Origin of the sequence: Paraburkholderia sp. BR14374 (assembly GCF_040948685.1) — a bacterium.
GTDB classification, from domain to species: Bacteria; Pseudomonadota; Gammaproteobacteria; order Burkholderiales; family Burkholderiaceae; genus Paraburkholderia; species Paraburkholderia youngii.
This window is the reverse complement of record NZ_JBFPKF010000018.1, coordinates 1-24537: the sequence shown is the minus strand read 5'-3', so window position 1 is coordinate 24537 and position 24537 is coordinate 1. Positions and strand designations below refer to the sequence as shown.

Below are 24537 nucleotides of genomic sequence, written 5' to 3'. Positions count from 1 at the left end.
ATGAATTCCGATCCGACCAATGGCGTCAACTCCGCCGGCGACCTGACCAGCCGGTTTGCGCTCGACGTCCAGGGCTTCGGCGCACTGAGCGCGCAGGCGAAGGCCTCGCCGCAAGCCGGCATGAAGATGGCCGCGCAGCAGTTCGACGCCGTGTTCACGCAGATGATGTTGAAGAGCATGCGCGATGCGACGCCGCAGGACAGTCCGTTCGATTCGCACGACACGGCGACCTTTACGTCGATGATGGACCAGCAGATGGCGCAACAGCTGTCGAAGCGAGGCATCGGCGTCGCCGACGCGATGCTCAAGCAGTTGATGCGCAACCAGGGCATGCAGGTGGGTGGCGCGAACGGCGCGGGCGCGGCGGGCGGTCTCGCCGGCATGGCCAACGCGCTCGGCGGCGGCAGCGGCGGCGGCGACGAAGGCCAGAGCGCCGCGCTCAACGCGCTCGCGCGCGCCTACGGCAACGCCCAGGCCAACGGCCAGCTCGCGCTGGGCCGCGGCTACTCGGCCAATAGCGCGCTGACGCCGCCGACGCGCGGCGACGGCAGCTCGCCGAAGGTCGATGCGTTCGTCGACAAGCTCGCCGCGCCGGCGCAGGCCGCGAGCGCGGCGACCGGCATTCCGGCGCGCTTCATCATCGGTCAGGCCGCGCTCGAATCGGGCTGGGGCAAGAGCGAGATCAAGAAGGCCGACGGCTCGACCAGTCACAACGTGTTCGGCATCAAGGCGGGCAACGACTGGACCGGCAAGACCGTGTCGACGGTCACGACCGAATACGTGAACGGCAAGCCGCATCGCACGGTCGAGAAATTCCGCGCGTACGACTCGTACGAGGAAGCGATGACCGATTACGCGAGCCTGTTGAAGAACAATCCGCGTTATGCACAGGTGATCAATTCGTCGCGCGACGTGAACGGTTTTGCGAACGGCATGCAGCGCGCCGGTTATGCGACCGACCCGCATTACGCGAAAAAGCTGTTGTCGATCATGCAGAAAATGGGCTGATCGAACGCGGGAAATGGGGCGGATACGCTTTTAACGTTTGCGCGACATTTTCCGGCGAATATTTAAATTGAGCCCCTAAATTTTGGCTCGATGCTGCCGCTAACGAGTTAGACCCGATACCGGAACAGCGCTGCAAGGTCCGGTCGAACGCGTGTGTTGCGGCTTTGCATGAAGACCCTCAGAGTCGATGGCTAGGCCCTGGCACGTGCCCGCAAGAACATGCTTACCGGCAAGCCCATGGATATGAACCAGTCGAACGGCCTGATTGACACGAACGGTCAGCCGCACGTCCCGCAAGACGAGAGCCCTTCCGATTTCGGCCGCCGCAATCCGCTGGAAATCGGCGTGCAGCTGCGCAATATCGTCAATCGCGGCGATTTCCTCACGGTCGAGTATGCGGGCGGGCAGCTCGTCACGCGCCTGCTCGACGTCGACGTGCGCGAGCGCACCTTCACCTTCGACTGGGGCGCGCTCGCCGAGCAGAACAAGGGGCTGCTCAGCGCCCCGCGTTGCCAGTTCCACGCGTCGCCCGACGGTGTGCGCGTCGAGTTCACGACGCCGACGCCGCGCGAGACGCGCTTCGAGGGAATGCCGGCGTTCGAGGCCGACTTCCCCGAGGTGCTGTTCTACGTGCAGCGCCGCGAGTACTTCCGCGTCGCCGCGCCGATTCTCGACCCGTTCATGTGTACGGGCCGGCTGCCCGACGGCGACACGTTCCGCTTCGAGGTGCACGACCTGTCGCTCGGCGGCGTTGGCATGCGTACGACCGACCTGCGTGTCGCCGAGCTGCCGATGGGCGCGCGCCTGATGGACTGCGAGCTCACGCTCGGCGCGCTCGGCCGTCTGTCGCTCGATCTGCAGCTCGTGTCGCATCGCTCGCTCGCGATGCCGAACGGCACGCAGCGCTATCAGCTCGGCTTCCGTTTCTTGTCGCTGCCCGGCAGCGCGGAAAACACGCTGCAGCGGCTTATCACGCAGCTCGAAATGAAGCGCCGCTCGCTGGCGCGCTGAGCCGCGAACCAAACGCGCGGCGGCCGTGCGCAAGACGCTCGGCACCGCGCGAACGTTTTTGGCCGGCGAAGCAAACGTTGCACACGCAGTGGAAGAAATCGCGCGGCAACATCGCGGCGAGCGCAAACGAGGTGGAGTGGCCCTCAATTTTTCGCACCACGGGCCGTTAAAGAGGATGTTCCACTAACACGGTGGCATGTCTGCGATGCCGCCCTTCAGGATGACGCATGTCCAGCAATCTGTTGAATATCGGCCTTAGCGGACTCAACGCGGCCCAATGGGGTTTGACGACGACTGGTGAGAACATCAGCAACGCGTCGACGCCCGGCTATACGATGGAAACTCCGGTGTATTCGGAGGTGGGCGGCAACTATACGGGCTCCGGCTACATGCCGATGGGCGTGTCCACCGACACGATCACGCGCGCGTATAGCCAGTACCTGACGACCGAGCTCAACAACGCGCAGTCGTGGAGCAGCTCGCTCAGCACGTACAACACGATGATCAGCCAGCTCAACAACCTCGTCGGCAGTCCGACTGGGGGGATTGCGAGCGCGATCAGCGGTTACTTCACGGGGCTGCAGAACGTCGCCAACGACGCGTCGAGCGTGGCGACGCGACAAACCGCGATCAGCGACGCACAGACGCTCGCGAACCAGATCAACGCGGCTGGCCAGCAATACGACCAGTTGCGCGCGAGCGTCAACACGCAGATGAGCGACGCGGTCACGAAGATCAACACCTTCACGGCGCAGATCGCGTCGCTGAATACGCAGATCACGCAGGCGAGCAGCCAGGGACAACCGCCGAACCAGCTGCTCGACCAACGCGACCTGGCGGTGTCGAACCTGTCGCAGCTGATTGGCGTGTCGGTCGTGCAGGACAACGGCAGCTATAGCCTGTTCATGTCGAACGGACAGCCGCTCGTGCTGGCCGGCAACAGCTTCAACCTCGGCACGGCGACTTCGTCGGGCGATCCGACCGAGCTGTCGGTCCAGTATCTCGGCCAGGTTGGCGCGAAAGCGACCCCCACTCCGCAGACGCTGTCCGACAGCAGCGTGTCCGGCGGCACGCTGGGCGGCCTGCTGCAATTCCGCTCGCAAACGCTCGATCCGGCCGAGGCGCAACTCGGTGCGATCGCGACCAGCTTCGCCGCGCAGGTCAATGCGCAGAACGAACTCGGCCTGACGCTGAACGGCACCGCGGGCGGCGCGCTGTTCACCGTGGGCTCGCCGACCGTGTACGCGAACTCGCAGAACAGCGGCACCGCGACGCTCGGCGTCTCGTTCGCCGACGCGAGCCAGCCGACCACGGGCGACTACACGCTGTCGTACAACGGCAGCGCCTACACGCTGACCGACAACCAGACCGGCAGCATCGTCGGCTCGGCGGCGGACCTGACCAAGCCGATCGGCGGCCTGCAGTTCTCGGTCGCGAGCGGCACGATGAACGCCGGCGACTCGTTCACTGTCGAGCCGACCCGCGGCGCGCTGAACGGCTTCGCGCTGACCACCACGGCGGGCTCGGCGATCGCGGCCGCAGCGCCGGTGCTCGCGTCGGCGTCGACGTCGAACACCGGCAGCGCGACGATCACGCAAGGCACGGTATCGGCCGGCTATAGCGCGCCGACCAGCGCGTCGAAGATCATCTACACCGCGGGCACCGGGCTCACCGGTTTCCCGATCGGCTCGGTGGTGACGGTCGCCGGCTCGCCGTCCACGTCGTACACGATCAACACGGCGGCGGACGCAGTGCCGTACTCGCCGAATTCGGGCGCGACGCTGACCATCACCAACCCGACCAACTCGACGAACGCCGGCGTGATGAACAACGTGACGGTCACGATCAGCGGCACGCCAGCCAACGGCGACTCGTTCACGATCGGACCGAACACCGGCGCGACCAACGACGGCCGCAACGCGCAGCTGTTGTCGAACCTGACCTCGGCGAAGGTGCTGGCAGGAGGCACCGCGACCCTGACGAGCGCGTACGCGAGCTACGTCAACAACATCGGCAACCAGGCCACGCAGATCCAGGCGATGGCGACGACGCAAAGCTCGCTCGTCACGCAGATCACGTCGGCGCAGCAGTCGGTGTCGGGCGTCAATATCAATGAGGAAGCGGCTAATCTGCTTCAATACCAGCAGCTCTATCAGGCCAACAGCAAGGTTATCCAGACGGCGCAGACGCTGTTCCAGACTTTGCTTGGCATCTTCTCGTAAGGCGTTGAACCATGCGAATTTCTTCCCAGCAGTACTTCAGCATGAACGTCGCGAACATGAGCAATCAGCAGGCTCAGTTGTCGCAGATCTACCAGGAAATCTCGAGCGGCCAGAGCCTCACCACGCCCGCCGACAATCCGCTCGGCGCCGCGCAGGCCGTGCAGCTCAGCTCGACGGCGGCCGCGCTGTCGCAGTACACGACGAACCAGACCGCGGCGCTCACGTCGTTGCAGGCCGAGGACTCAACGCTGTCCACCGTCATTACGACGTTGCAAAGCGCGAACACGCTGGGCCTGCGCGCCGGCAACGGCGGATTGAACGACGCCGACCGCACGGCGATCGCCGCGCAGCTGACCACGCTGCGCGACCAGCTCGTCACCTATGCGAATGCGACCGACGGCTCCGGCAATGCACTATTCGCCGGCTTCCAGAATTCGACCCAGGCTTTCACGACCGATGCGGCCGGCAACGTCACCTACACGGGCGACACCGGCTCGCGCACCGTGCAGGTCACCGATAGCAACGCGGTCGCTACGGGTGACAATGGGCTGGCGGTGTTCATGAGCGTCGGCGCGACCAACGCGCAGTCGATCGCCTCGGGCAATTCGGCCAATACGGGCAGCGGCGTGATCGGCGCGGTGTCGGTCAACGATCCGACCAACGCGGGGAACGCGCACTCGTACCAGATCCAGTTCAGCGGCAGCGGCAGCTCGCTCACGTACACGATCACCGACACGACCACCAACGCCCCGGTTGCTACGGCCCAGCCATACACGTCAGGCTCGGATATCACGATCGCCGGCCAAAAAGTCCAGATCTCGGGCACGCCGGCCGCCAATGACACATTCACGGTACAGCCGGCCAACAAGGCGGGCACCAATGTGTTCGCGAACCTGAACGCGATGATCACCGCGCTCCAGCAGCCGGTGAGCGGCAATCCCGCGGCCGCGGCGACGTTGCAGAACGCGTTGAACACGGGCCTGTCGCAGCTCGGCAACACGCTGGACAACATCACCGCGGTGCAGGCATCGGTGGGCGGTCGCGAGCAGGAAGTCAAGGCGCTGCAAACGGTCACGCAGACCAACTCGCTGCAAACGCAAAGCAATCTCGCGGACCTGACGCAGACCGACATGGTCTCGACGATCAGCAAGTACACGATGCAGCAGGCGGCCTTGCAGGCTTCGCAGCAAGCGTTCGTGAAGATCCAGAACATGTCGCTGTTCCAGTACATCGGCAGCTGATGCCGCTTCGGCGGCGCGATAAAAAAAACCGGCGCGATGAACTCGGGCCGGTTTTTTTATGTCCGCGATTTTCAGCGTTATTTGAGCGCCGCCGCGACCCGTCCCATCTCGTCGATGCCGCTATCGAACAGCCGCACGAAGAACGGGATCATGTTCGGCAGCATCAGTTGCACGAGCAGCAGGCCGACCAGCATAGTCAGCGGAAAGCCGATCTGGAATACGCCGATCTGCGGCGCCGCGCGATTGAGAATGCCGAGCGCCAGATTGGCGATCAGCAGCGCGACGACGACCGGCAACGACAGCAGCAGCCCCGCCGAAAAGATCGAGCTGCCCCAGTTCGCGAGCGTTTGCCAGCCGTGCGGCGCGAGCAGGTTGGCCGACACCGGCACCGACTGGAACGTCGTGACGAGCGCGGCGATCATCTGGAGATGACCATCGACGGCGAGAAACGCCAGCGTCGCGATCGTCGTCATATAGCGCGAGATCACGACGCCCGAGCCGGTCGCCTGCTGGTCGAAGAAGGTCGCGAAGCCGAGACCCATGCCGAGGCCGATGAAATAGCCGGTCGCGTCGATCGCCTGGAATACGATCTGCATCGTCACGCCGAGCGCGATGCCGATCAGGAACTGGTTGGCGAGAATCCACACGCCGTCCGCCGAAAACACGGTGACCTGCGGCAGCGCGCCGATCGTCGGCGCGACGATGATCGTCGTGAACGCTGCGAGGCCGATCTTCACGCGCGAGGGCAGCGACGAATTGCCGAACACCGGCGCGGTCGCGATCAGCGCGGCGATGCGCGCGAACGGCCACAGGAACGCGGTCAGCCAGACGTTCAGTTGCGCGTAGGTGACCGTGAACATGGAGCGGGGAGGGCGGACGTGCGAGCAGCGCTCAGTTGACGAGCGTCGGAATGCTGGTGAGCGTGTGGCGCAGATAGTCGAGCATCGTGGTCAGCATCCACGGCCCGGCGATCACCAGCGTGGCCGCGATCGCGAGCAGCTTCGGGATGAACGACAAGGTGCTCTCGTTGATCTGCGTGGCCGCCTGGAACAGGCTCACGACCAGACCGACGACGAGCGCGACGAGCAGCAGCGGGGCGGCCATCATGAGGCCGACATACATGGCCTGGTGGGCCAGCGTCATGACTGCTTCGGGTGTCATCGTGAGTACCTGAAGAACGAGGAGTCGAAAATAATCAGACGAAGCTCTGCGCGAGCGAGCCGAGCAGCAACTGCCAGCCGTCGACGAGCACGAACAGCATCAGCTTGAACGGCAGCGAAATCGTCGCCGGCGACACCATCATCATACCCATCGACATCAGCACGCTCGCGACCACCATGTCGATGATCAGGAACGGAATGAAGATCGTGAAGCCGATCGTGAAGCCGGTTTTCAACTCGCTCGTCACGAACGACGGAACCAGCAGCGACAGCGGCACGTCTTCGGGCCCCTGCATCGGCGCCGCGTGCGAGATGCGCGCGAACAGTGCCAGGTCGCTTTCGCGGGTCTGACGCAGCATGAAGGTCTTGAACGGCGCGACGCCGCGCGACACCGCCTGATCCATCGGCAGCGTGCCCTCGGAAAACGGCTTGTAGCCTTCGTTATAGGCCTTATCGAGCACCGGCGACATCACGAAGAACGTCAGAAACAGCGCAAGACCGACCAGCACCTGGTTCGGCGGCGTCGTGGTCGTACCGAGCGCCTGACGCAGCAGCGACAACACGATCACGATGCGCGTGAAGCTCGTCATCATCAGCACCATCGCGGGCAGGAACGACAGCATCGTGAGCAGCAGCATCGTCTGCACGCTCAGCGAGTAGGTCGTGCCGCCGTTCGGGCCGGGGCTCGTCGTGAAGGCCGGCAGGCCGGCGGTTTGCGCGAACGACAGCGTCGGCAGCGCGACCAGCAGTGCCGGCAGCGCGAGTCGAAGCACTGCGGGGAGCGAGCGCGCCGCACGGCGCGATAGCGTAAAGAACCAACCTGACTGCCTGAAACTGACCTGCATTACCGATCCCCGCCGCGGTGTGCGTTGAAACGTTTGCCCACTTCGCCCTTCATGGCGTCGCGAAAGCGTTGACCAAAGGTGCCGGAAAGCGGTGCGGGCGAAGCGGCAACCGTATCGGCCGCGACGGAACCCGCCGGCATCGTATGCAGCAGCCGCACGTTGCCGGGCGCAGCGCCGAGCACGAGCCACGTATCGCCGATCTCGACGACCGCGACGCGCTCCTTGCCGCCGAGCGAAGCGCCGCCCACGGTCTTCACGAGGCCGCCGCGCTGGCCCGGTTGCAGGCCGAAGCGTCGCGCGAGCCATGCGCAGCCGAACACGAGGCCGATCACGACCGCGAGCCCGACGAAGGTTTGCAGCACCGCGCCGACGCCGAGCGCCGGCACCGCGCTACCCGCGCCGACCCCCGAGGCGATCTTCGCGGCGTTGTTGACCGCGTTCATGTCGGCGGCGTGACCGACGGTGGAGGCGATGAGCGGCGCGAGCAACACGCCGCGACCTGCCAAACGTTTCATCGATTGAGTTTCCGGATGCGTTCGGACGGCGTGATGATGTCGGTCAGCCGGATACCGAACTTGTCGTTGACGACCACCACTTCGCCCTGCGCGATCAGACAGCCGTTGACGAGCACGTCCATCGGCTCGCCGGCCATGCCGTCGAGTTCGACGACCGAGCCCTGCGCGAGCTGCAGCAGATTGCGGATCGCGATCTTGGTGCGGCCGAGCTCGACCGTCATCTGGACGGGGATGTCCAGGATCATGTCGATGTCGTTGTGCGTCGCGGTCGGCTCGACCTTCGACAGCGGCTGGAACACACCGGCCGCGGCCGGGTTGACCTCGGCGTTGCCGTTCTGTTCGGCGAGCGCGCTCGCCCAGTCGTCCATCGCCGCGTCGTCTTCCGCGGCGGACAGCCCGCCGGCGGCGAGTTGCTCGGCTGCCTCGAGATCGCTCTCGGGCTTTGCGTTCAGGTCACTCATATCCACCTTCCTTCATCGTGTCGGCTGCGCTGATCATCTTCTGGACCCGCAACGCGTACTGACCATTGAAAATTCCGTAGCCGCATTCCATCACCGGCACGCCGTCGACTTTCGCGGTGATGTGCTCTGGGATGTTGATCGGCAGAACATCGCCTTTGCGCATGTTCAGGATCTGTTCGAACGTGACCGGCACCTGCGCGAGGTCGGCGGTCAGCTGCACTTCGGCAGCCTGCACCTGCTGCGACAGCACGCGCACCCAGCGCCGATCGACGTCCATCGCTTCGCCCTGGATCGGCGACGAGAGCACGTCGCGGATCGGCTCGATCATCGAGTACGGCATGCAGATGTGCAGCGTGCCGCCCGTCGAGCCGAACTCGATCGAAAACTGGGTGACGATGACGATTTCGTTCGGCGTCGCGACGTTGGCGAATTGCGTGTGCATTTCCGAGCGCACATATTCGAACTGCAGCGGGCGCACGCTCTTCCACGACGCGGTGTAGTGCTCGAATGTCAGATTGAGCAGCTTCGTGATGATGCGCTGCTCGGTCTGCGTGAAATCGCGTCCTTCGACGCGCGTATGGAAACGCCCGTCGCCGCCGAACAGGTTATCGACCACGAAGAACACGAGGTTCGGATCGAACACGAACAGCGACGTGCCGCGCAGCGGCTTCACATGGACCAGGTTCAGATTGGTCGGGATCGGCAGGTTGCGCGTGAATTCGCTGTACTTCTGCACCTTCACCGGGCCGACGGAGATTTCCGCCGAGCGCCGCATGAAGTTGAAAATGCCGACGCGCAACAGGCGCGCGAAGCGGTCGTTGATGATTTCGAGGCCCGGCATCCGGCCACGGACGATGCGTTCCTGCGTCGCGATGTTGTACGGGCGTACGCCCGTGCGGTCGTTTTGCTCGGATTCCGTGTCGGATTCGCCGGTGACGCCCTTCAGAAGGGCATCGACCTCCTCCTGGGACATGAACTCTTCATGGCTCATTGCTTATTCCTCGTGCGTCCCTTGGCGATTGATGATGGCAGTGCTGGGCAAGGTCACGTCACTGCACGACGAACTCGGTGAACAGCACGTCCTGCACGCGGATCGGTGCGGCGCCCCGCTCGGTCGGCTCGGTGATCAGCGTCTTCAGCTCTTCGGCGAGCGCGCGCTTGCCTTCGAGCGGCGCGAGTTCTTCGGGGTGCTTGTTCGACAGCGCGAGCAGAATGCGGCTGCGCACTTCCGGCATGTGATCGGTGAGCGCCTGCTGGGTGCCGGCGTCGCCGAGCTTCAGCGTGAGGCCGATGCGCAGGAAGTGTTGCTGGCCGTCGTCCGATTGCAGGTTGACGGTCATCGATTCGAGCGGGAAGAACAGCGGCACGGCGGACGGCGCCGGCGCGGCTTCGGCCGATACGGCGACGGGTGCGCGCTTCGACATGAAGAACCACACGCCGGCACCGGCAGCGCCCGCGGCGATCAGCGCAATGAGGCCGATCAGGATGATGCGCTTCATGGGGCCCGGCGAGGCGGGCGCGGCTTGTTGCGGGGCGGTCGTAGTTGCCATTTGGGTTGCCAGCCTGGTGCTGGCGTAGTAAGGGTTAGGGTGATTGTTGTTGATTTGCCTGCGGCGCTATGGGTCGAAAAGAAGGGCTATTTCTGGCTATTTCTGGGTGTTTCCAGTTTTTGGTTGTTTTTTTCTGGTCTTTATTCTTGGCGGTGTTGGCCTTTCCTTGCTTTCTTATCGGTCTATTGGCGTTGCCCCTGTGCGGGGCGGCACCTACTTTCTTTGCTGCTGCAAAGAAAGTAGGCAAAGAAGACAGCTAAAACCGCCAGCTCATAAGCGGGTCCCCTGGCTTGGCAGGGGTAGTGGTGCATCTGGAATCCGTGCCCCCGCACATTACCCGTTCGTGACAAAGCCATCATCCATCCCACTCCGCACTACGTGCGTCGCGGACGGGTCTGCCTGGGAAACCAGCGGGCTTGCCCGCGCAGCGGGAGCCCTCGGCTCCGCCTCGGCGACACGCCGAAATGACCAATGGTTTGAGAACAGTGCTTCGGCGCGCGGAGCGCCGCCGGAAGGATGACTGCCTTGTCACTGAGGCGGAACGTGCGGGAGCACGGATTCCAGATGCACCACTACCTTGTGTGGACCGAGGGACCCGCTTAAGAGTTAGCGGTTTTAGCTGTCTTCTTTGCCTACTTTCTTTGCAGCAGCAAAGAAAGTAGGTGCCGCCCCGCACAGGGGCAACGCTAATAGACCGACAAGTCAGCAAGGAAAGGCCAACAAAGCCAGAACAACGAAAAAAAGGCCCGCCTGGCTCAGGCAAACGTATCGACTAATCCAACCTGCTGCCGCACGGCAACATTAGCGATGGCATCGCTGGAGTCCCCCGAGCTGTCCCCTGCAAGGGAGCCACCATTACCACTGCCGCCGCCCTTCCCATTCGACCCACCCGCGCCAGCGTTCCGCTGTTGCCCGCTCTGCCGGGCAAACCCATCACTCACACTCGCGCTGCCAAGCCCAATCCCATTGGACTCCATCGCCTCGCGAAGCTTCGGCAACGCCGCCTCGACGGCCTCCCGCACCGACTGGTGCTGCGACACGAACAGCGCATGCGCATGGTTATCCGCCACCTGCAACACGACCTGCAATGGTCCCAGATCCTTCGGATTGAGCGTCAGCTCAGCACTCTGCGAATGCGCATTCGACAAAAACACCACTTTCTGGCTCAACGCTTCTTCCCACGCGCTCGTGCCGACTTGCGGCGTCAACGCGTTCGCGGCGGCGGCAGCACTCGCATTGCCGGTGCTCTGCACCGCCGCCGTCGTGCTAGAAGCGTTCGCTGCCGCCTGCGCCGCGGCCAGCGCGCTGTTCGCCGCCTCGGACGCGCTGCGCGCCGATGCGACGGTGTCAGCCTGGCCGCTCGTCGCGGCCGCGGCGCTCATGGCGTCGGCGGCCGACTTCGCTGTCGATGGATCGGCCAGCGCCGTCGCGGCGGTCGTTGCGGTCGTTGCGGTCGTTGCGGTCGTCGGCGTCGTGTGGATGGTCGTGGTGCCCTTGCCGGTGCCGTTGCCGACCGTCTTGTCGTCCGAGGTGCCGTTCAGGTCATTTTTCGTGTTGCTAAGGCCGCGCACCGCGCTCGATACGCTCGCAGCTTTCGCAGCCGCGCCGCTGGCGACCGCGGCCGCAGGCACCGCGCCCTGTCCGCTCGATAGCGCGGACAGCGCACTCTGCAACGCATCCTGCAGCGACTTCGGATCGACCGCGCCTTTCCTGCTCGCCGCGGCGGCCGTGAGCGCGCTCGTGGCGGTGCCGGCCAGCGCGCTCACCGCTTCGGCCGCGGAGCTTGCGGCATCGGTAGCGGTGGTCGCGTTCGCATCGGCGGCGTTATTGACGGCGGCGTGTGCCTGCGCTTGCGCCTGGGCCTGGACGGCAGCCGCCGCGGCGGCGAGCGCGCCAGCGTCGGTTTGCGCCTTGGTGTCTTGCTGCTTCGTCTGCGTCGTGGTCGACTGGCTGTTCGATGCCTGCTGCGTGGGTGTCGTCGGCGCCGTGGACGGCGATGAAGCGCTGTTGCTCGCCGCGTTGCTCGTCGTGCCGCTGGCGTTCTGGCCGCTGCTCGCGCTCTGCTGCGACGGAGCGGGCGCCGGCGCGGGTGCGGGTGCACTGGGCGCGCTCGGTGCCGAGGTTTGGGACGCCTTCGCTGAACCGGTCTGCTGTTGATTCGCGCTGTTCTGCTGGTCGATGCTTTGCTGCAAGGTCTGCGCGAACGGGGTGGGGCTCGCGGCGTTCGCGGCCGCGCTGCTCGAGCCATTGCTGCTCGTGTCGAGCAGCGTGCTCAGTTGCGAGCCGATCTGTGAAAGAAGCGACATAAAGAATCCTGTGAATCGGTCAAACGGGTGTGCCGTCAGGCATTGACCGTGAGGCAAGGCCTCACGCGCCGTCGGCTCGCATGCGCAGACTTCGGGCCGCGAATTCGTCGGCGTCGCGCTGTTCGCGCCGCGCCGCAACCTTCGCCTCGGCCGCCTCGCCGCGCGCCTGCAGCACTTCGTACGAGCCGAGCTTCTGCTTCTGGCGCTGCCAGTCGGGCTTTGCCATCTCGACGCGCGCGCTCGCCGCCGCGAGCAGGTTGCGCTGCTGCTCGATCGCGGCGTCGAGCGTGTCGAGGAACGCCTGGAAGTTGCGCATGTTGCCGGCGGGCATGCCCGACTGAGCGCTCTCCGTGAAGCGTGCGTAGTATTCGTTGCGGTACTGCACGAGTGCGTCGAGTTGCGCCTCTACGTCGTTGCGCTCGCGCTGCGCGCGGCCGAGCCGCTGCGCGGCGGCGTCCACGTCGTCCTGCGCGAGACCGATCAGCGTCTTGATCGGAAAGTGTTTCGACATCGTCAGCCTCCTCGGCCCTAAGCAAACAGCGCGTTGAGCATGTCGATGCTCGGCTGGAAGTTCGCGCACTCGCGAAAGCCTTGCTGCAGGAACGCTTCCATCCGCGGGTACAGCGCGATCGCGCGATCGAGCAGCGCGTCGCGCCCGGCCGAATAGGCGCCGACGTTGATCAGATCGCGGTTGCGCTGGTAGCGCGACAGCATCTGCTTGAACATACGCGTTTTATTCAGATGGTTATCGTCGATCAACGCGGTCATTGCCCGGCTAATCGACGCTTCGATATCGATCGCGGGGTAGTGGCCGGCTTCGGCGAGCGAGCGCGACAGCACGATGTGGCCGTCGAGAATCGCGCGCGCCGAGTCGGCGATCGGGTCCTGCTGGTCGTCGCCTTCGGTGAGCACCGTGTAGAACGCGGTGATCGAGCCGCCGCCCGCCGGTCCGTTGCCGGTGCGCTCGACCAGCGCCGGCAGCTTCGCGAACACAGACGGCGGATAGCCCTTGGTGGCGGGCGGCTCGCCGATCGCCAGCGCGATCTCGCGCTGCGCCATCGCGTAACGGGTCAGCGAATCCATCAGCAGCAGCACGTGCTTGCCCTGGTCGCGGAAGTATTCGGCGAGCGAGGTCGAGTACGCGGCGGCCTGCATCCGCAGCAGCGGCGACACGTCGGCCGGCGCGGCGATCACGACCGAGCGCGCCAGACCTTCCTCGCCGAGAATCTGTTCGATGAATTCCTTCACTTCGCGGCCGCGTTCGCCGATCAGGCCGATCACGATCACCTCGGCGCTGGTGTAGCGCGCCATCGTGCCGAGCAGCACCGATTTACCGACGCCCGAACCCGCGAACAGCCCCATCCGTTGACCACGGCCGACGGTCAGCAGCGAATTGATCGCGCGCACGCCGACATCGAGCACCTTGTGAATCGGCTCGCGATTGAGCGGATTGATGACCGGCGCGGACAGCGGTGCATCGGTTTGCGTGCCGAGCGGGCCGAGCCCGTCGAGCGGACGGCCCGATGCGTCGAGCACGCGGCCGAGCAATTCCCAGCCGACCGGCAGACGCTTCGCGCCGGCGAGCGGATCGGCGATCGGCGCGCTTTCGAGCGGAAAGACGCGCGCGCCGGGCAACAGGCCGATCACTTCGGTGGTCGGCATCAGGAACAGCTTGTCGCCGGAGAAGCCGACCACTTCGGCTTCGGCCATCGGCAGCGAACTGCCGGGCGGCAGCTCGATCATCACTTCGGCGCCGACCGACAGACGCAGCCCGACCGCTTCGAGCACCAGACCGGCCGCGCGCGTCAGACGCCCGCACGCGCGCAGCGGCTTCGCGATCGCGTTGCGCGCGCGCAGCGCGTCGAGCTGGCCGCGCCATGCCTGCACATGCGGATTGATGTCGAGCGCGGGATCGTAGGACGGTGCGTGCGGCGCGTGAGCGGCGTGGTCCTTCGCGGCGGACGGGCGGCTCACCGCCGCGCCTGTCGCCGGAGGCTCACTCGCGAGAGCGTGCGATTCCGCATCCGGGGGCTCCGGAAAACCGGACGACTCGACATCGGCCAGCGCCTCGGCGCCGAACGACGCCAACGCGAGTTCGCGTTCGAGCGGCGTCAGATCGCTCGCGCGGATCTCGTCGAGTGTCGGCTTCACCACGTGCTCACCTTGCCGAGCGCGGCGGCGACGCGCTGCCAGCGCGTGTCGATGCCCGCGTCGACCTCGCCGGTGCCGGCCTGCGCGCGGCAACCGCCACGCTCCACCGATGCATCGGTACGCACGGTCCAGCCGCGGGTTTGTAATTCTTCGAGCAGATACGCCTCGACGACCGGCAGATCGGCGGGACTCACGATCAGCGCGGGCGCCCCGGAGAGCGCGGGCTCAGCCGCAAGCACCTCGCGCGCGGCCGCGATCAGCGCGGTCGGGTCGTGCTGCACGTGCTGGCGCACGACCTGTTGCGCGATGTCGAGCGCGAGTGCGATCAGGGTTTCGGAGATCGCGTGCTGCGCGCCATCGAGCGCGGTCTTGAAGGTTTCGGCCAGCGCGGCGAGCCGCATCGCTTCCTCGCGCGCCTCGGTCTGGCCCTGCGCGAAACCCTGCGCGCGCCCCTGGTCGTAGCCCGCCTGATAGCCGAGCGCCTGGCCGGCCACATGACCGGATGCGACGCCCTGCGCATGCGCGGCTTCGCGGCGGCGCTCGAGTTCGGCTTCGAACGCGCGCTCGTCGAACTCGGGTTCGGCCGGCGGGGGCGGCGGCGGGGCCGGGTCGAACGACGCCATCTCCCAGCGCTGGTAAGCCGAGAGGCCGTCCTTTGCCGGGGCGTTCGAATCAGACATATGCGTCTTCCGCCTTGCCGCCGATCACGATCTGGCCGCTCTCCGCCAGGTTGCGCACGATCTGCAGGATGCGGCGCTGCTGCGTCTCGACTTCGGACACGCGCACCGGGCCGCGTGCGTCGAGGTCTTCGGCGAGCAACTCGGCCGCGCGCTGCGACATGTTCGACAGGAACTTCTGACGCAGCGCGGGCGGCGCGCCCTTCAGCGAGATGATCAGCGCTTCGGATTCGACTTCCTTCAGCAGCAACTGGATCGCGCGGTCTTCGAGGTCGAGCAGGTTCTCGAACACGAACATCTGGTCGATGATCTTTTGCGCGAGCTCGGCGTCGTACTGGCGCACGTTTTCGATCACGCCTTCCTCGTGGTTGCTCGACATGAAGTTCAGAATCTCGGCCGCCGTGCGGATGCCGCCCATCGGGCTGCGCTTCAGGTTGTCGCTGCCCGACAGCAGGCCGGTCAGCACGTCGTCGAGCTCGCGCAGCGCGGCCGGCTGGATGCCGTCGAGCGTCGCGATCCGCAGCAGCACGTCGTTGCGCAGGCGCTCCGCGAAGCACGACACGATCTCCGAGGCCTGATCGCGGTCCAGATGCACGAGGATCGTCGCGATGATCTGCGGATGCTCGTTCTTGATCAGTTCCGCGACCGCCGACGAGTCCATCCACTTCAGGCCTTCGATGCCGCTCGTGTCGCTGCCCTGCAGGATCCGGTCGATGATCGCGCCGGCCTTGTCGTCGCCGAGCGCCTTGGTCAGCACCGAGCGGATGTAATCGCTCGAATCGAGCGACATGCCGGTGTGCTGCTCGGCCTCGCGCACGAACTCCTGCAGCACCTCGTCGATCTGCTCGCGGGTGACGTTTTTCAGCGCGGCCATCGCGACGCCGATTTTCTGAACCTCACGCGGGCCCAGAAACTTGAACACCTGCGCCGCCTCTTCCTCGCCGATCGACATCAGCAGCAGCGCGCTCTTCACTACGCCTTCAGCGCTCATCGGACACCCAGTTCTTGACGACGGTTGCTACGATCTTCGGATCCTGACGCGCGATGTTGCGCGCGAACTCGAGGTTCCGCTCGTACTTGTGCTTCGCGTTTTCGAGCGCGAGCTTCTCGCTATCCGCTTCGATTTCGACCACCGCGCCATCGCGTTCCTCGGCCGGGATGCCGTCGAGCAGCACCGGTTCGTCGGGCGACATCAGCGCGGGCACCGGCTCGGGCGGCGGCGGGAAGGCGCGGCGCAGCGCCGGCTTCACCATCACGAAGTAGAGGAACAGGGCCACTGCGCCGATGCCGAGGTACGTCGCGATCTGCTTGTACAGCGCGAGCATGTCCGGGGTGCGCCACCACGGCAGGTCGGCGTTCGGATCGAGATCGGTGGTGAACGCGCTGTTGACCACGTTGACCGAGTCGCCGCGCGACGCATCGTAGCCCATCGCGTCCTTCACGAGCTGCGTGATCTGCGCGAGCTTGTCGGCGCTGACCGGTTGCATCGTCACATGGCCCTTCGGATCGACGACCCGCAGATAGTTGACGACCACCGCGACCGTCAGCCTGCGGATGCCGCCCATCGGCTGGTCGATGTGGCGCACGGTCTTGTCGAGCTCGTAGTTGGTGGTCGAATCCTTGTGATCGCTGATCGGCGTCGTGCTCACCGAGCTCGCGCCGTTGCCGGCCACGATCGGCGCGGAGGCCGGCTGCGGCGGCTGATTCGACAGCGCGCCCGGCACCCCCGAGGCGCCGCCCTGCGACATTTCGGTGGCACTGCTCGTCTGCTGGCTGCGGATCGCGGCGTCCTGCGGATTGGCGTTCGGGCCGTACTTCTCCGAAGTCTGCTCGCTGTGCGAGAAGTCGATGTCGGCGCTGACCTGCGAGCGCGCGTTGCCGGCGCCGAACAGCGGCGCGAGGATCGTGTCGATGCGCTGCTGCGTGTTGCGTTCGATCTGCTGGCGGAACTTCAGCTGGGTTGCATCGAGGCCGCTGCCGTTGCTTGGCTGCGTGAGCAGGTTGCCGTCCTGGTCGAGGATCGTCACGCCGTGCACCGGCATTTGCGGCACCGCCGACGCCACCATATGCGTAATCGCGACCACTTGCGCTTCGTCGAGCACGCGGCCAGGGTACAGGTTCACGAGCACCGACGCCGACGGCGGTTCCTTGTCGCGCACGAATACGCTCGGCTTCGGAATCGCGAGGTGCACACGCGCCGATTTGACGCTCGAGATCGATCCGATCGTGCGTTCCAGTTCGCCTTCGAGCGCGCGCTGATAGTTGACCTGTTCGTCGAACTGGCTGATGCCGAATTTCTGGTTGTCCATCAGCTCGAAGCCGACCGAGCCGCTCTTCGGCAGTCCCTGCGAGGCGAGGCGCAAGCGGGTCTCGTGGACCTGCTCGGCGGGCACGAGGACCGCGGTGCCGCTTTCGGACAGCTTGTATGGGATATTGGCCTGCTGCAGCGCGGTGATGATCGAGCCGCCGTCGCGGTCGGACAGATTGCTGTAGAGCACCTTGTAGCTAGGCGCGCGCGACCACAGGAACAGACCGGCGACGACCGCCACCAGCAGCGCGACCGCGAACACGAGCGGCGCGCGCGGGTTGCCGCGCATCTGCGCGAGTCCGGACAGACGCTGGCCGAAATTGCCGCCGAGACCTCCGAGGCCGCCGAGGTCGGCCGTGCCGCCGGCCGGGCCGCTCGCGGCCTGAGCGGCCGCGGGCTGCGCGCCGGCGAGCCCCATGCGGGCGTCGGGGTTGATCAAAGAGTTGGCTGACGAATCCATGCGTCGGGTTTCTCCGGGGAATGCTTTGGCGTTCTGCCGTGATGCCGCGCCGGGGCTCGGCGGACGGACAGATACTTTCACCTTTGAAATTATCCGCAGCGCCGCTCAACCCGATTGCTTGAATAGAGCCGGGTTTCCCCCCTAGTTTCGGGACTTTCCGCGTGGGGCCGCTGCTATGCTTTCGTCCAGATCGGTACACCTTCCGGTGCTCCGATCGCCTATCCAACGGAGAAGAAGATGACCATGCCCGTGAACGCGCTATCGTCGGCGCTGCAACAGATGCAGGCGATGGCGGCGCAGGCGGCCGGCGGCTCGACCCCAGTGGCGGAGCAATCCGGCGCGGCGACGCCGACCAACTTCGCGGCGGCGCTGAAGGCCTCGCTCGACAAGATCAGCAGCGACCAGCAGAAGGCGATCGGTGAGTCGCAGGCGTTCGAACTCGGCGCGTCGAACGTGTCGCTGAACGACGTGATGGTCGATATGCAGAAGGCCAACATCGGCTTCCAGTTCGGCCTGCAGGTGCGCAACAAGCTGGTCGCCGCGTACAACGACATCGCGCAGATGTCGATCTGAGAGGGATCGCGCGGGACTGCCTGAAGGACTTGCCCGAAGGTCCGCTGGAGTCCCGTCCGACGATCCGGCAAGCCGCTGCCGGTGCTTGCGCCGGCGGCTCGCGCCGCGTCTTCCGTGCCCGCCCAGCGGCGCTTTCGATCCTCCTGACACCGGACTAAAGCTTTGTCGTCGCGCATCCGATAACCAAAGTACATGTCAGCGATTGGCGCGGCGACGCGCCGCGCGGCTACGCCACGACTTAACCGCAGCCAGTATCAGAGGAGGAGCGCCGATGTTTTCCCAAGGACACGCTGGAGCCAACGCGTATGCGCGTGTCGGTATCGAGACATCCGTGATGGGCGCAAGTCCGCATCGTCTGATCGTGTTGCTGTACCAGGGTGCACGCCAGGCGATCGCGCAAAGCCGCCTGCATTTGCAGCAGGGCAACGTGGCCGAGCGTGGCATGGCGATCAGCAAGGCGATCCGGATCATCGAAAGCGGGCTGCAGGCGTCGCTCAACCTCGAGGTAGGCGGCGAAATCGCCGAACGGCTCAATGCGTTGTACGACTATATGGCGCGTCGGCTGTTGCAGGCCAATATCAATCAGAGCGAGGCGATGCTCGTGGAAGTGGACCGACTGCTCGCGACGCTCGAAGAGGCATGGATCGGGATTGCCCCGGAGATCGCGCGGATGGCGGCACAGCCAGCCGCGGAAAGCCTGAGATGACATCGAACGCAGACTATTTTGCCCGCTATGAAGCGGTCGCCGCGCTGTCCTGCCGCATGCTGATCGCGGCCCGCCGTGCACTGTGGAGCGACCTGGTGCACTTGCAGGAAGAGTATCGGCATCTGGTCGAAGCGCTGCGCGAAGCCGACGTGGGCGTCAAGCTCGACGAGGCCGAGCGCCTGCGCAAGTACGCGCTGATCCGCCAGATCCTCGCCGACGACGCCGCGATCCGCGACCTCGCGAATCCGAGCATGGCGCATCTGTCGGTGCTATTCGCCGGCCGGCCGACGCGTGTGCTCAAGGAGTTGTACGGGGCGCGCTGAGTGCGGGCGGGCGCGCGGGTGAGCTGGCGTCACGCAGTGCGCGTCTGAAGGATCGCAGCAATCAGAGCATCGCGCGCAGTGCCGCCGATGCGACCAAGGAACCGGCATGAACGGAATCGATTCGGCCCTCGCTTCGGTGCTGTCGAGCCGGATCGACAGCCTGCTCAACATTGCGCCGGGAACCGCGACCACCTCGCAGACCGGCGCGGCCGGCGTCGATACCAAGGTTCCCGCGGCGCCTGCGAACGCGACGCCAGCGCCGCAGTCGTCCGCGCAAACCGCGCTATCGGCCGTCGCGCTGACGCTGAGCGCGATCGCGCACTCGGGCGGCGAGGCGACACCGGCGGTGCTCGGCCGCGCGCCGATCTGGGCGGCCGCGCCGGCGCTCGACGTCGCCATCGAGAGCTTGCCGCTGACCAATGCGGGCGCCGCTACTGGCGATTCCGCCGCCTCTGCGAATCTCAATACCAATCCCAACGCTGCTGCCCACGCTACCGCCGCTACCAGCGCGAGCGTGGCGGCGACCGAAGTGCCCGTCGCGGCGCTCGCGGCCGCGCTGCAAAAGACAGTGGCCGACAGCGGCCTGTTCTACGAGGCGCATCTCGCGGCGTGGCTGGTCGGCCAGCGTTCGCCGGCTCAACTGGCGAACGAGGCACAGAACCAGCTCGTCGCAGATTCTCAATTGCGCCCCGGCTGGAGCGCCGACGTTGGCGACGCGAGCACGCGGTCCGCTTCGGCGAACGGAGCCGCCGAGGCGACGCCACGTGGCGCGCCGAACGGTACACCGAATGGCACGCCGGCTGGCACGTCGAACGCCGCCGCCAACAACCCTGCCTCGCACGCGATGCCGTCGATCCTGACCGCGCAGGCCGCGCGCCTCGTCGCGGGCGAGCTGCTGGCCAGTTCGGTGTCCGAGCTGAACGGGCAGTCCACACATGCGGGGCCGCACGGCGCGGCGTCGCAGGCGGCCGATGCGGGTCCATCGCAGAGCGCGCAGGCAATGGCGGCGGCGGTGCATCCGGCGACGGTGCCGCTCGTGCGCCAGCAGCTCGATCTGCTCGCGACCGGACAGTTTCGCTGGACCGGCGAGGCGTGGCCCGGCGCGCGTCTGGACTGGACCATCGAGCAGGATGGCGACGAATGGGACCGCAGCGGCGGCGGCCTCGCGAGCGAGGACGACCAGCCGTGGCGCACGCGCCTGACGCTGTCGCTGCCGACGCTCGGCACCGTCGATGCCGAACTGACGCTGACCGGCAAGCGGCTCAGCGCGCGCGTGCAGGCGAGCCCGCGGGGCGCCGCGCGGCTCGCGAATCAGGGTGACGGTTTCCGTCAGCGGCTCGCGGCGGCGGGGATCGAGCTGCAGGGCTTGACGATTCGGGAGATTGGCGGCGGTGCACCGGCGGCTGCTGTGGCTGGCGCCTCGGCGGCGGGGGCGCAGGCGGCGGGCGCGTATGCACGGTCGGCGTCGGCGGCTGCAACCAAGTTGGCGGCGGCGAGCACCGCGTCGCGCGACGACTTCGATTGGGATATCTGATGAGCCGCACCCATCGTCGCAGCGCGGCTGCGCTCGTTTATGACGCTCATGGCGGGGAACCCGCGCCGCGTGTGGTCGCGAAGGGGTATGGGCTGCTTGCCGACATGATCGTGCAGCGCGCGAAGGAAGCAGGGCTGTATGTGCACGAGGCGCCCGAGATGGTGTCGCTGTTGATGCAGGTCGATCTGGATGCGCGGATTCCTCCCGAGCTTTATCAGGCTGTTGCCGAGTTGCTGGCCTGGTTGCATCGGCTCGAGAGTGGGGCTGATGTTGAGCCGGCTCATGAGGGGGAGAGTGCTGGCGCGCAGGATGTGGTGGATGTTGTTGCTACTGATGTGCCTGGCGGCACGGGGGCTGTGGATCATTGACGGTGCGGGCTTGCCCTTTTGCAGGGCGGAGTTCTTTTTTGTCCTTGTTCTTGCGGTGTTGGTCTTTCCTTGCTTGTCGGTCTAATGGCGTTGACCCTGCGCCATCGCAATCGGTGGATCCTCGCGTGACGTAGAAAAGGCCCCGCTGCGGCGCGGACCTTTTTGCAGGAAAAACCCCGCAAAAGCGGGAATAGCGAGCCGAACTCAGAGATCAACGAAACGTGGCAACAGGTCCTGATCGGCGAGGCGGATTTCGATATCGTTAGCCGCCTTGACGTGCTCCCGGTTGTGCACATCGAAGACTTCATCCGTCACGCTGACGACGATCGTGCCTTGCTGCTTGCCATCGCGCATGACAGGGATAAGGTCGCGCGCTTCGGGCACTTGGGCCTGCATGAGAACGTGCGGAAGGTAGAGCATCCAGCTTACGGCAAGACGATCATCGAAGACCTGTTGATCTTGATAGGCTCGTGGCCCGAACGTTACGTACAACGCCTCGTAGATAATGGCGACTTCGGAGACGAATTCTCCAATCGCGTCATAGAGTCCAAGCCGCGAACTATCGTCACTCTTTTCGCCAAGGGAAATTTCGAAAATATCGGACAATTCATCACTATCGAACGATACCGAAATCAACGCATTGTGACAGACGGACTGTTGACCGTTCCAGCAGAGGACCGATTTCGGATCTTTTTCACGCCCATCATATTCTTTGGAAAGAAGGGCTAGTGCGGTTGCCGAGGGCTCGGAATTTGCAAATATAGGCCGCTGCAGTGACTCAGAAATCGAATCGGCACTCAGATACCAGCTTCCACCTAGCGTTTCGTCCTTGTTTGCGAGCCGCTCGATAATGCGGCGAAGTCTGCGAAGATGGAATTCAAAATCTCCCCGCCGAATGCCCGACTTATCGCGATGCTGTGAAAATAGATGCATGTTGACTCACGGTTGATATACGGAAGGGACGCTGGCGGCTCGAAGAGCTGACATCATGTAAGTTCTTGTTCGAGGTGTTTCGAAATACCACATGAGCTTTGATGGTGGATTTGCACGAACCAGCATACTCTGTTTCCGAATCGTTTCCCCCATCACCTTGAAACCTTGAAACGGGAATATTGGCATATTCTGATGATTCAAAAACTGATCATAGTTTCCCTTGGCTTCCTGCAAGAGGCATTGGGAAGGCTGAAATCCATCAAAGTCTGTGCCAAGCCACGCCCACTCCATATTCCAGCCCTGGCTGGTTTCCCTGCCCTTCGCGTCCGTCACAATTCCATAGTCAAACCCTGTAATACGGGCTTGGTAGCGTCGTGGTTCAGGATTCATGCTGTGATTCCTTTGCACCTTTTCGCCGCCTTTCTCAGGCGGGCACTTGCACGGCCTTTCGCGTTCGCGGGACCGGTCACGCGCTAGTTCGCCCCATCCGCCGTCTGCACGCGCACCCGTGCCGCTGCTGCCCGCAGGACCAGCAGACGGTGCGATAGCAGGGACCGGAACAGGCATAGGCGTTGCCTCCGCCATCGCGTGTGCTGCGCGTGCGAGCGTCGCCGGGAATGGAATAGCCATCAGCGTTTCTCCTTCATTTCCTGTTGTCTTTTTCGCGTTGCCTGCATCAGCATTTCGAATCGCTGTTCGGCCGGAACCCCGGGCTTGTGCAGCCATGCTATGACCTCCGGAATCCAGTAAAACCCCGGCGTGGTTGCTTCCACATACAGGAAATCGACTATCGGCCCGTCATGTGTAAAACGGAGCATCCGTGTCTGTGCAAAGGCCGCATCAAGCCGGTCGCGCAAGGTCGGATCATTGGCCAGCGCGGGATAGTCGCGCACGATATGACCGCGGATAAAGTCCGCGTAGTTGCGGTCTTCATAGACTTTCAGAAGCGCCCATTGTCCTTCGGTAAATTCCATTGTCGTCGATGGTGAACCGTCGTCCTTCGTTGAGGTAGTGCCACGCGTCGGCAGCCCTGAAAAGCTCACGCTCGCTCTTGCCGCGGCATACCGCATCGAGCGCATGCAGCACCCTCGGGTCCCAGAAGCGCAGCAGGGCCGGCCGTCCTTTTGGTATTCGGGTATGCAGGTGCGGGCGCAGCTTTTCGGCCTGCCGCTCAAGGCTCTCCGAGGTGCTCAGCCAGATCACGCCAGGGCGGGCCTGTTCGAGTTCGCGCAGGTCCGCAATAAAATCGCGCGCCATCTTCGGATCAAGCAGCCACGGCCCCGCGTGTGCGAGTGCCATCTCGTGCGTTCCCGCGAACAGCGAAACCGCCCGATCGGTTTCGGCCGTGAGTTGCTGGCCGGTATGCTGCTGGTACTGGATACCGTCCACCAGCGCCAGCACGTGGCCGCTGTAGCGCCGTTGCCCGTACTGGCGAAGCTGTTCATTGACAGAGGCGGGAATCATCAGCGCTCCAGGGTCATCGCACCTTGCCCGGCAGCGCGGATCATGCAATCGAGACAGATAGACGACTGCGGAAGCACCGGCCGGGGCGTTGCGCCATAAACCAATGACGGACCTTTTTTCAGTGGAGTATCCGGGGAGCGTCCGCGACAATTGCACGCCCATGCGTAACCCAGGGCTTCGGCCATCTCATAGCCGGTTGCATACGACTTCAAACTATCGAACGGAAACCATTCGCCGGTTTCAGCGTTCAGCGCCATTGCCGACGGCATTGGCGGGAAGTTTGAGTAGATGGAATAGGTGATGCGGCAAAGTTGGCACTCTTCCATGCCGCGGGTTTCATCCTGCTTCTGTTTTTCCATCTGACCTCTGCTGTCTTTCCAGAATACACCCGACGAATTAACCGTCGAAAACGCAACTTGGTCAACGGCTTTAAATTGAGATAAAACCTTTTTGACAACTATTTACTATCGTGTCGGGTATCTCTATTTCTATTGCATATTCCTGCTCACGCAGGATGACTAAAAAAGGCGGCATTGGGCCCCGCCCTTATCGAAGGAACTGACGCCGGGCAGTACTCCAACTCAAATGCGGCAACCGACCCAGGTCGTGTGGAAACGCGATGGCATAACGATGCGGCGCGTGAACCGGAGCCCAGCGGCGCGTTCGACTGCCTTCGCAGCCATCACGACGCCGACGAGAAGCTAAATCTCTCTGACGCGTT

At 64.6% G+C, this 24537-nt stretch carries 27 protein-coding genes; 9 read left to right on the top strand and 18 right to left on the bottom strand.

Annotated features, from left to right (window positions below; all coding sequences use genetic code 11):
• The 4 genes from flgJ (at position 1) to flgL (ending at position 5482) form a co-directional block, all read left to right on the top strand.
• Entirely contained in the window at positions 1–1008 is a 1008-nt protein-coding gene (flgJ, locus tag AB3X86_RS29945) for a flagellar assembly peptidoglycan hydrolase FlgJ (RefSeq protein ID WP_176124485.1), read from the top strand.
• A gap of 237 nt (positions 1009–1245) precedes the next feature.
• Positions 1246–2019 (top strand): flagellar brake protein, encoded by a 774-nt coding sequence (locus AB3X86_RS29940; protein WP_176109992.1) that lies wholly within the window; start codon positions 1246–1248, stop codon positions 2017–2019.
• 227 nt (positions 2020–2246) lie between these two features.
• The gene (flgK, locus tag AB3X86_RS29935) at positions 2247–4241 is read left to right on the top strand and encodes a flagellar hook-associated protein FlgK (protein ID WP_368598763.1); all 1995 of its coding nucleotides are present in this window, start codon (positions 2247–2249) and stop codon (positions 4239–4241) included.
• Between the two features lie 11 nt (positions 4242–4252).
• Positions 4253–5482 carry a flagellar hook-associated protein FlgL gene (flgL, locus tag AB3X86_RS29930; protein ID WP_368598762.1) on the top strand — a complete coding sequence of 410 codons (1230 nt, stop codon included), beginning with the start codon at positions 4253–4255 and terminating at the stop codon, positions 5480–5482.
• Positions 5483–5559: 77 nt separating this feature from the next.
• On the opposite strand, the gene fliR is transcribed toward flgL, so the two are convergent.
• The 13 genes from fliR to fliF all read right to left on the bottom strand — a co-directional run bounded on the left by fliR (position 5560) and on the right by fliF (position 17915).
• Positions 5560–6342: a flagellar biosynthetic protein FliR gene (fliR, locus tag AB3X86_RS29925; RefSeq protein WP_176124498.1), complete on the bottom strand. Its 783-nt coding sequence runs from the start codon at positions 6340–6342 to the stop codon at positions 5560–5562.
• A gap of 31 nt (positions 6343–6373) precedes the next feature.
• Positions 6374–6643 carry a flagellar biosynthesis protein FliQ gene (gene fliQ / locus AB3X86_RS29920; protein ID WP_176109996.1) on the bottom strand — a complete coding sequence of 90 codons (270 nt, stop codon included), beginning with the start codon at positions 6641–6643 and terminating at the stop codon, positions 6374–6376.
• A gap of 34 nt (positions 6644–6677) precedes the next feature.
• Positions 6678–7487 (bottom strand): flagellar type III secretion system pore protein FliP, encoded by an 810-nt coding sequence (gene fliP / locus AB3X86_RS29915; RefSeq protein WP_013090868.1) that lies wholly within the window; start codon positions 7485–7487, stop codon positions 6678–6680.
• Positions 7487–8002, bottom strand: coding sequence for a flagellar biosynthetic protein FliO (gene fliO / locus AB3X86_RS29910; RefSeq protein WP_368598761.1), 516 nt, complete (start codon positions 8000–8002; stop codon positions 7487–7489). The genes fliP and fliO overlap by 1 nt, the downstream gene beginning before the upstream one ends.
• Positions 7999–8463, bottom strand: a complete 465-nt coding sequence (gene fliN, locus AB3X86_RS29905) for a flagellar motor switch protein FliN (protein WP_368598760.1) — start codon at positions 8461–8463, stop codon at positions 7999–8001. Before fliN ends, fliO begins: the two co-directional genes overlap by 4 nt.
• The gene (fliM, locus tag AB3X86_RS29900; RefSeq protein WP_013090865.1) at positions 8456–9454 is read right to left on the bottom strand and encodes a flagellar motor switch protein FliM; all 999 of its coding nucleotides are present in this window, start codon (positions 9452–9454) and stop codon (positions 8456–8458) included. The genes fliN and fliM overlap by 8 nt, the downstream gene beginning before the upstream one ends.
• A 58-nt stretch (positions 9455–9512) precedes the next feature.
• Positions 9513–10013: a flagellar basal body-associated protein FliL gene (gene fliL, locus AB3X86_RS29895; RefSeq protein WP_176124501.1), complete on the bottom strand. Its 501-nt coding sequence runs from the start codon at positions 10011–10013 to the stop codon at positions 9513–9515.
• 755 nt (positions 10014–10768) lie between these two features.
• A complete protein-coding gene (locus AB3X86_RS29890; RefSeq protein ID WP_368598759.1) occupies positions 10769–12319 on the bottom strand; it encodes a flagellar hook-length control protein FliK in 1551 nt (516 codons plus the stop codon).
• Positions 12320–12380: 61 nt separating this feature from the next.
• On the bottom strand, positions 12381–12830 hold the full coding sequence (fliJ, locus tag AB3X86_RS29885; RefSeq protein ID WP_176110002.1) for a flagellar export protein FliJ: 450 nt from the start codon (positions 12828–12830) through the stop codon (positions 12381–12383).
• A gap of 17 nt (positions 12831–12847) precedes the next feature.
• Positions 12848–14473 (bottom strand): flagellar protein export ATPase FliI, encoded by a 1626-nt coding sequence (fliI, locus tag AB3X86_RS29880; RefSeq protein ID WP_368598758.1) that lies wholly within the window; start codon positions 14471–14473, stop codon positions 12848–12850.
• Positions 14467–15150, bottom strand: coding sequence for a flagellar assembly protein FliH (gene fliH / locus AB3X86_RS29875; RefSeq protein WP_176110004.1), 684 nt, complete (start codon positions 15148–15150; stop codon positions 14467–14469). Before fliH ends, fliI begins: the two co-directional genes overlap by 7 nt.
• The gene (gene fliG, locus AB3X86_RS29870; RefSeq protein ID WP_176124506.1) at positions 15143–16138 is read right to left on the bottom strand and encodes a flagellar motor switch protein FliG; all 996 of its coding nucleotides are present in this window, start codon (positions 16136–16138) and stop codon (positions 15143–15145) included. The genes fliH and fliG overlap by 8 nt, the downstream gene beginning before the upstream one ends.
• Positions 16128–17915 carry a flagellar basal-body MS-ring/collar protein FliF gene (gene fliF, locus AB3X86_RS29865; protein ID WP_368598757.1) on the bottom strand — a complete coding sequence of 596 codons (1788 nt, stop codon included), beginning with the start codon at positions 17913–17915 and terminating at the stop codon, positions 16128–16130. The genes fliG and fliF overlap by 11 nt, the downstream gene beginning before the upstream one ends.
• A 237-nt stretch (positions 17916–18152) precedes the next feature.
• On the opposite strand from fliF, the gene fliE reads away from it, so the two are divergent.
• The 5 genes from fliE to AB3X86_RS29840 all read left to right on the top strand — a co-directional run bounded on the left by fliE (position 18153) and on the right by AB3X86_RS29840 (position 21419).
• Complete coding sequence (gene fliE, locus AB3X86_RS29860) at positions 18153–18488, top strand: flagellar hook-basal body complex protein FliE (RefSeq protein WP_176110007.1); 336 nt, start codon at positions 18153–18155, stop codon at positions 18486–18488.
• Positions 18489–18759: 271 nt separating this feature from the next.
• Positions 18760–19194 (top strand): flagellar export chaperone FliS, encoded by a 435-nt coding sequence (fliS, locus tag AB3X86_RS29855; protein ID WP_013090844.1) that lies wholly within the window; start codon positions 18760–18762, stop codon positions 19192–19194.
• Positions 19191–19517: a flagellar protein FliT gene (locus AB3X86_RS29850; RefSeq protein WP_176124510.1), complete on the top strand. Its 327-nt coding sequence runs from the start codon at positions 19191–19193 to the stop codon at positions 19515–19517. The genes fliS and AB3X86_RS29850 overlap by 4 nt, the downstream gene beginning before the upstream one ends.
• 106 nt (positions 19518–19623) lie before the next feature.
• Positions 19624–21051, top strand: a complete 1428-nt coding sequence (locus AB3X86_RS29845; protein WP_368598756.1) for a flagellar hook-length control protein FliK — start codon at positions 19624–19626, stop codon at positions 21049–21051.
• Positions 21051–21419, top strand: a complete 369-nt coding sequence (locus AB3X86_RS29840) for an EscU/YscU/HrcU family type III secretion system export apparatus switch protein (protein ID WP_176110011.1) — start codon at positions 21051–21053, stop codon at positions 21417–21419. Before AB3X86_RS29845 ends, AB3X86_RS29840 begins: the two co-directional genes overlap by 1 nt.
• 204 nt (positions 21420–21623) lie before the next feature.
• On the opposite strand, the gene AB3X86_RS29835 is transcribed toward AB3X86_RS29840, so the two are convergent.
• The 5 genes from AB3X86_RS29835 to AB3X86_RS29815 all read right to left on the bottom strand — a co-directional run bounded on the left by AB3X86_RS29835 (position 21624) and on the right by AB3X86_RS29815 (position 24175).
• Complete coding sequence (locus AB3X86_RS29835) at positions 21624–22352, bottom strand: immunity 52 family protein (protein WP_368598755.1); 729 nt, start codon at positions 22350–22352, stop codon at positions 21624–21626.
• Between the two features lie 6 nt (positions 22353–22358).
• Positions 22359–22742 (bottom strand): restriction endonuclease fold toxin 5 domain-containing protein, encoded by a 384-nt coding sequence (locus AB3X86_RS29830; RefSeq protein ID WP_368598754.1) that lies wholly within the window; start codon positions 22740–22742, stop codon positions 22359–22361.
• Positions 22743–22981: 239 nt separating this feature from the next.
• On the bottom strand, positions 22982–23326 hold the full coding sequence (locus AB3X86_RS29825; protein WP_368598753.1) for a hypothetical protein: 345 nt from the start codon (positions 23324–23326) through the stop codon (positions 22982–22984).
• Complete coding sequence (locus AB3X86_RS29820; RefSeq protein WP_368598752.1) at positions 23283–23816, bottom strand: DUF4123 domain-containing protein; 534 nt, start codon at positions 23814–23816, stop codon at positions 23283–23285. The genes AB3X86_RS29825 and AB3X86_RS29820 overlap by 44 nt, the downstream gene beginning before the upstream one ends.
• Positions 23816–24175 carry a hypothetical protein gene (locus AB3X86_RS29815; RefSeq protein ID WP_368598751.1) on the bottom strand — a complete coding sequence of 120 codons (360 nt, stop codon included), beginning with the start codon at positions 24173–24175 and terminating at the stop codon, positions 23816–23818. The genes AB3X86_RS29820 and AB3X86_RS29815 overlap by 1 nt, the downstream gene beginning before the upstream one ends.
• Positions 24176–24537 lie beyond the last annotated feature (362 nt).

Bases quoted from the DNA above. Each gene is read 5' to 3' on its own strand.
- AB3X86_RS29815 (WP_368598751.1), bottom strand. From the start codon at position 24,175: ATGGAAAAACAGAAGCAGGATGAAACCCGCGGCATGGAAGAGTGCCAA.
- AB3X86_RS29845 (WP_368598756.1), top strand. From the start codon at position 19,624: ATGAACGGAATCGATTCGGCCCTCGCTTCGGTGCTGTCGAGCCGGATC.
- fliE (WP_176110007.1), top strand. From the start codon at position 18,153: ATGACCATGCCCGTGAACGCGCTATCGTCGGCGCTGCAACAGATGCAG.
- flgL (WP_368598762.1), top strand. From the start codon at position 4,253: ATGCGAATTTCTTCCCAGCAGTACTTCAGCATGAACGTCGCGAACATG.
- AB3X86_RS29830 (WP_368598754.1), bottom strand. From the start codon at position 22,742: ATGAATCCTGAACCACGACGCTACCAAGCCCGTATTACAGGGTTTGAC.
- fliP (WP_013090868.1), bottom strand. From the start codon at position 7,487: ATGCAGGTCAGTTTCAGGCAGTCAGGTTGGTTCTTTACGCTATCGCGC.
- fliF (WP_368598757.1), bottom strand. From the start codon at position 17,915: ATGGATTCGTCAGCCAACTCTTTGATCAACCCCGACGCCCGCATGGGG.
- fliG (WP_176124506.1), bottom strand. From the start codon at position 16,138: ATGAGCGCTGAAGGCGTAGTGAAGAGCGCGCTGCTGCTGATGTCGATC.
- fliS (WP_013090844.1), top strand. From the start codon at position 18,760: ATGTTTTCCCAAGGACACGCTGGAGCCAACGCGTATGCGCGTGTCGGT.
- AB3X86_RS29890 (WP_368598759.1), bottom strand. From the start codon at position 12,319: ATGTCGCTTCTTTCACAGATCGGCTCGCAACTGAGCACGCTGCTCGAC.
- fliM (WP_013090865.1), bottom strand. From the start codon at position 9,454: ATGAGCCATGAAGAGTTCATGTCCCAGGAGGAGGTCGATGCCCTTCTG.
- AB3X86_RS29850 (WP_176124510.1), top strand. From the start codon at position 19,191: ATGACATCGAACGCAGACTATTTTGCCCGCTATGAAGCGGTCGCCGCG.
- fliN (WP_368598760.1), bottom strand. From the start codon at position 8,463: ATGAGTGACCTGAACGCAAAGCCCGAGAGCGATCTCGAGGCAGCCGAG.
- fliL (WP_176124501.1), bottom strand. From the start codon at position 10,013: ATGGCAACTACGACCGCCCCGCAACAAGCCGCGCCCGCCTCGCCGGGC.
- AB3X86_RS29825 (WP_368598753.1), bottom strand. From the start codon at position 23,326: ATGGAATTTACCGAAGGACAATGGGCGCTTCTGAAAGTCTATGAAGAC.
- AB3X86_RS29840 (WP_176110011.1), top strand. From the start codon at position 21,051: ATGAGCCGCACCCATCGTCGCAGCGCGGCTGCGCTCGTTTATGACGCT.
- AB3X86_RS29820 (WP_368598752.1), bottom strand. From the start codon at position 23,816: ATGATTCCCGCCTCTGTCAATGAACAGCTTCGCCAGTACGGGCAACGG.
- fliR (WP_176124498.1), bottom strand. From the start codon at position 6,342: ATGTTCACGGTCACCTACGCGCAACTGAACGTCTGGCTGACCGCGTTC.
- fliJ (WP_176110002.1), bottom strand. From the start codon at position 12,830: ATGTCGAAACACTTTCCGATCAAGACGCTGATCGGTCTCGCGCAGGAC.
- flgK (WP_368598763.1), top strand. From the start codon at position 2,247: ATGTCCAGCAATCTGTTGAATATCGGCCTTAGCGGACTCAACGCGGCC.
- flgJ (WP_176124485.1), top strand. From the start codon at position 1: ATGAATTCCGATCCGACCAATGGCGTCAACTCCGCCGGCGACCTGACC.
- fliH (WP_176110004.1), bottom strand. From the start codon at position 15,150: ATGTCTGATTCGAACGCCCCGGCAAAGGACGGCCTCTCGGCTTACCAG.
- AB3X86_RS29940 (WP_176109992.1), top strand. From the start codon at position 1,246: ATGGATATGAACCAGTCGAACGGCCTGATTGACACGAACGGTCAGCCG.
- AB3X86_RS29835 (WP_368598755.1), bottom strand. From the start codon at position 22,352: ATGCATCTATTTTCACAGCATCGCGATAAGTCGGGCATTCGGCGGGGA.
- fliO (WP_368598761.1), bottom strand. From the start codon at position 8,002: ATGAAACGTTTGGCAGGTCGCGGCGTGTTGCTCGCGCCGCTCATCGCC.
- fliQ (WP_176109996.1), bottom strand. From the start codon at position 6,643: ATGACACCCGAAGCAGTCATGACGCTGGCCCACCAGGCCATGTATGTC.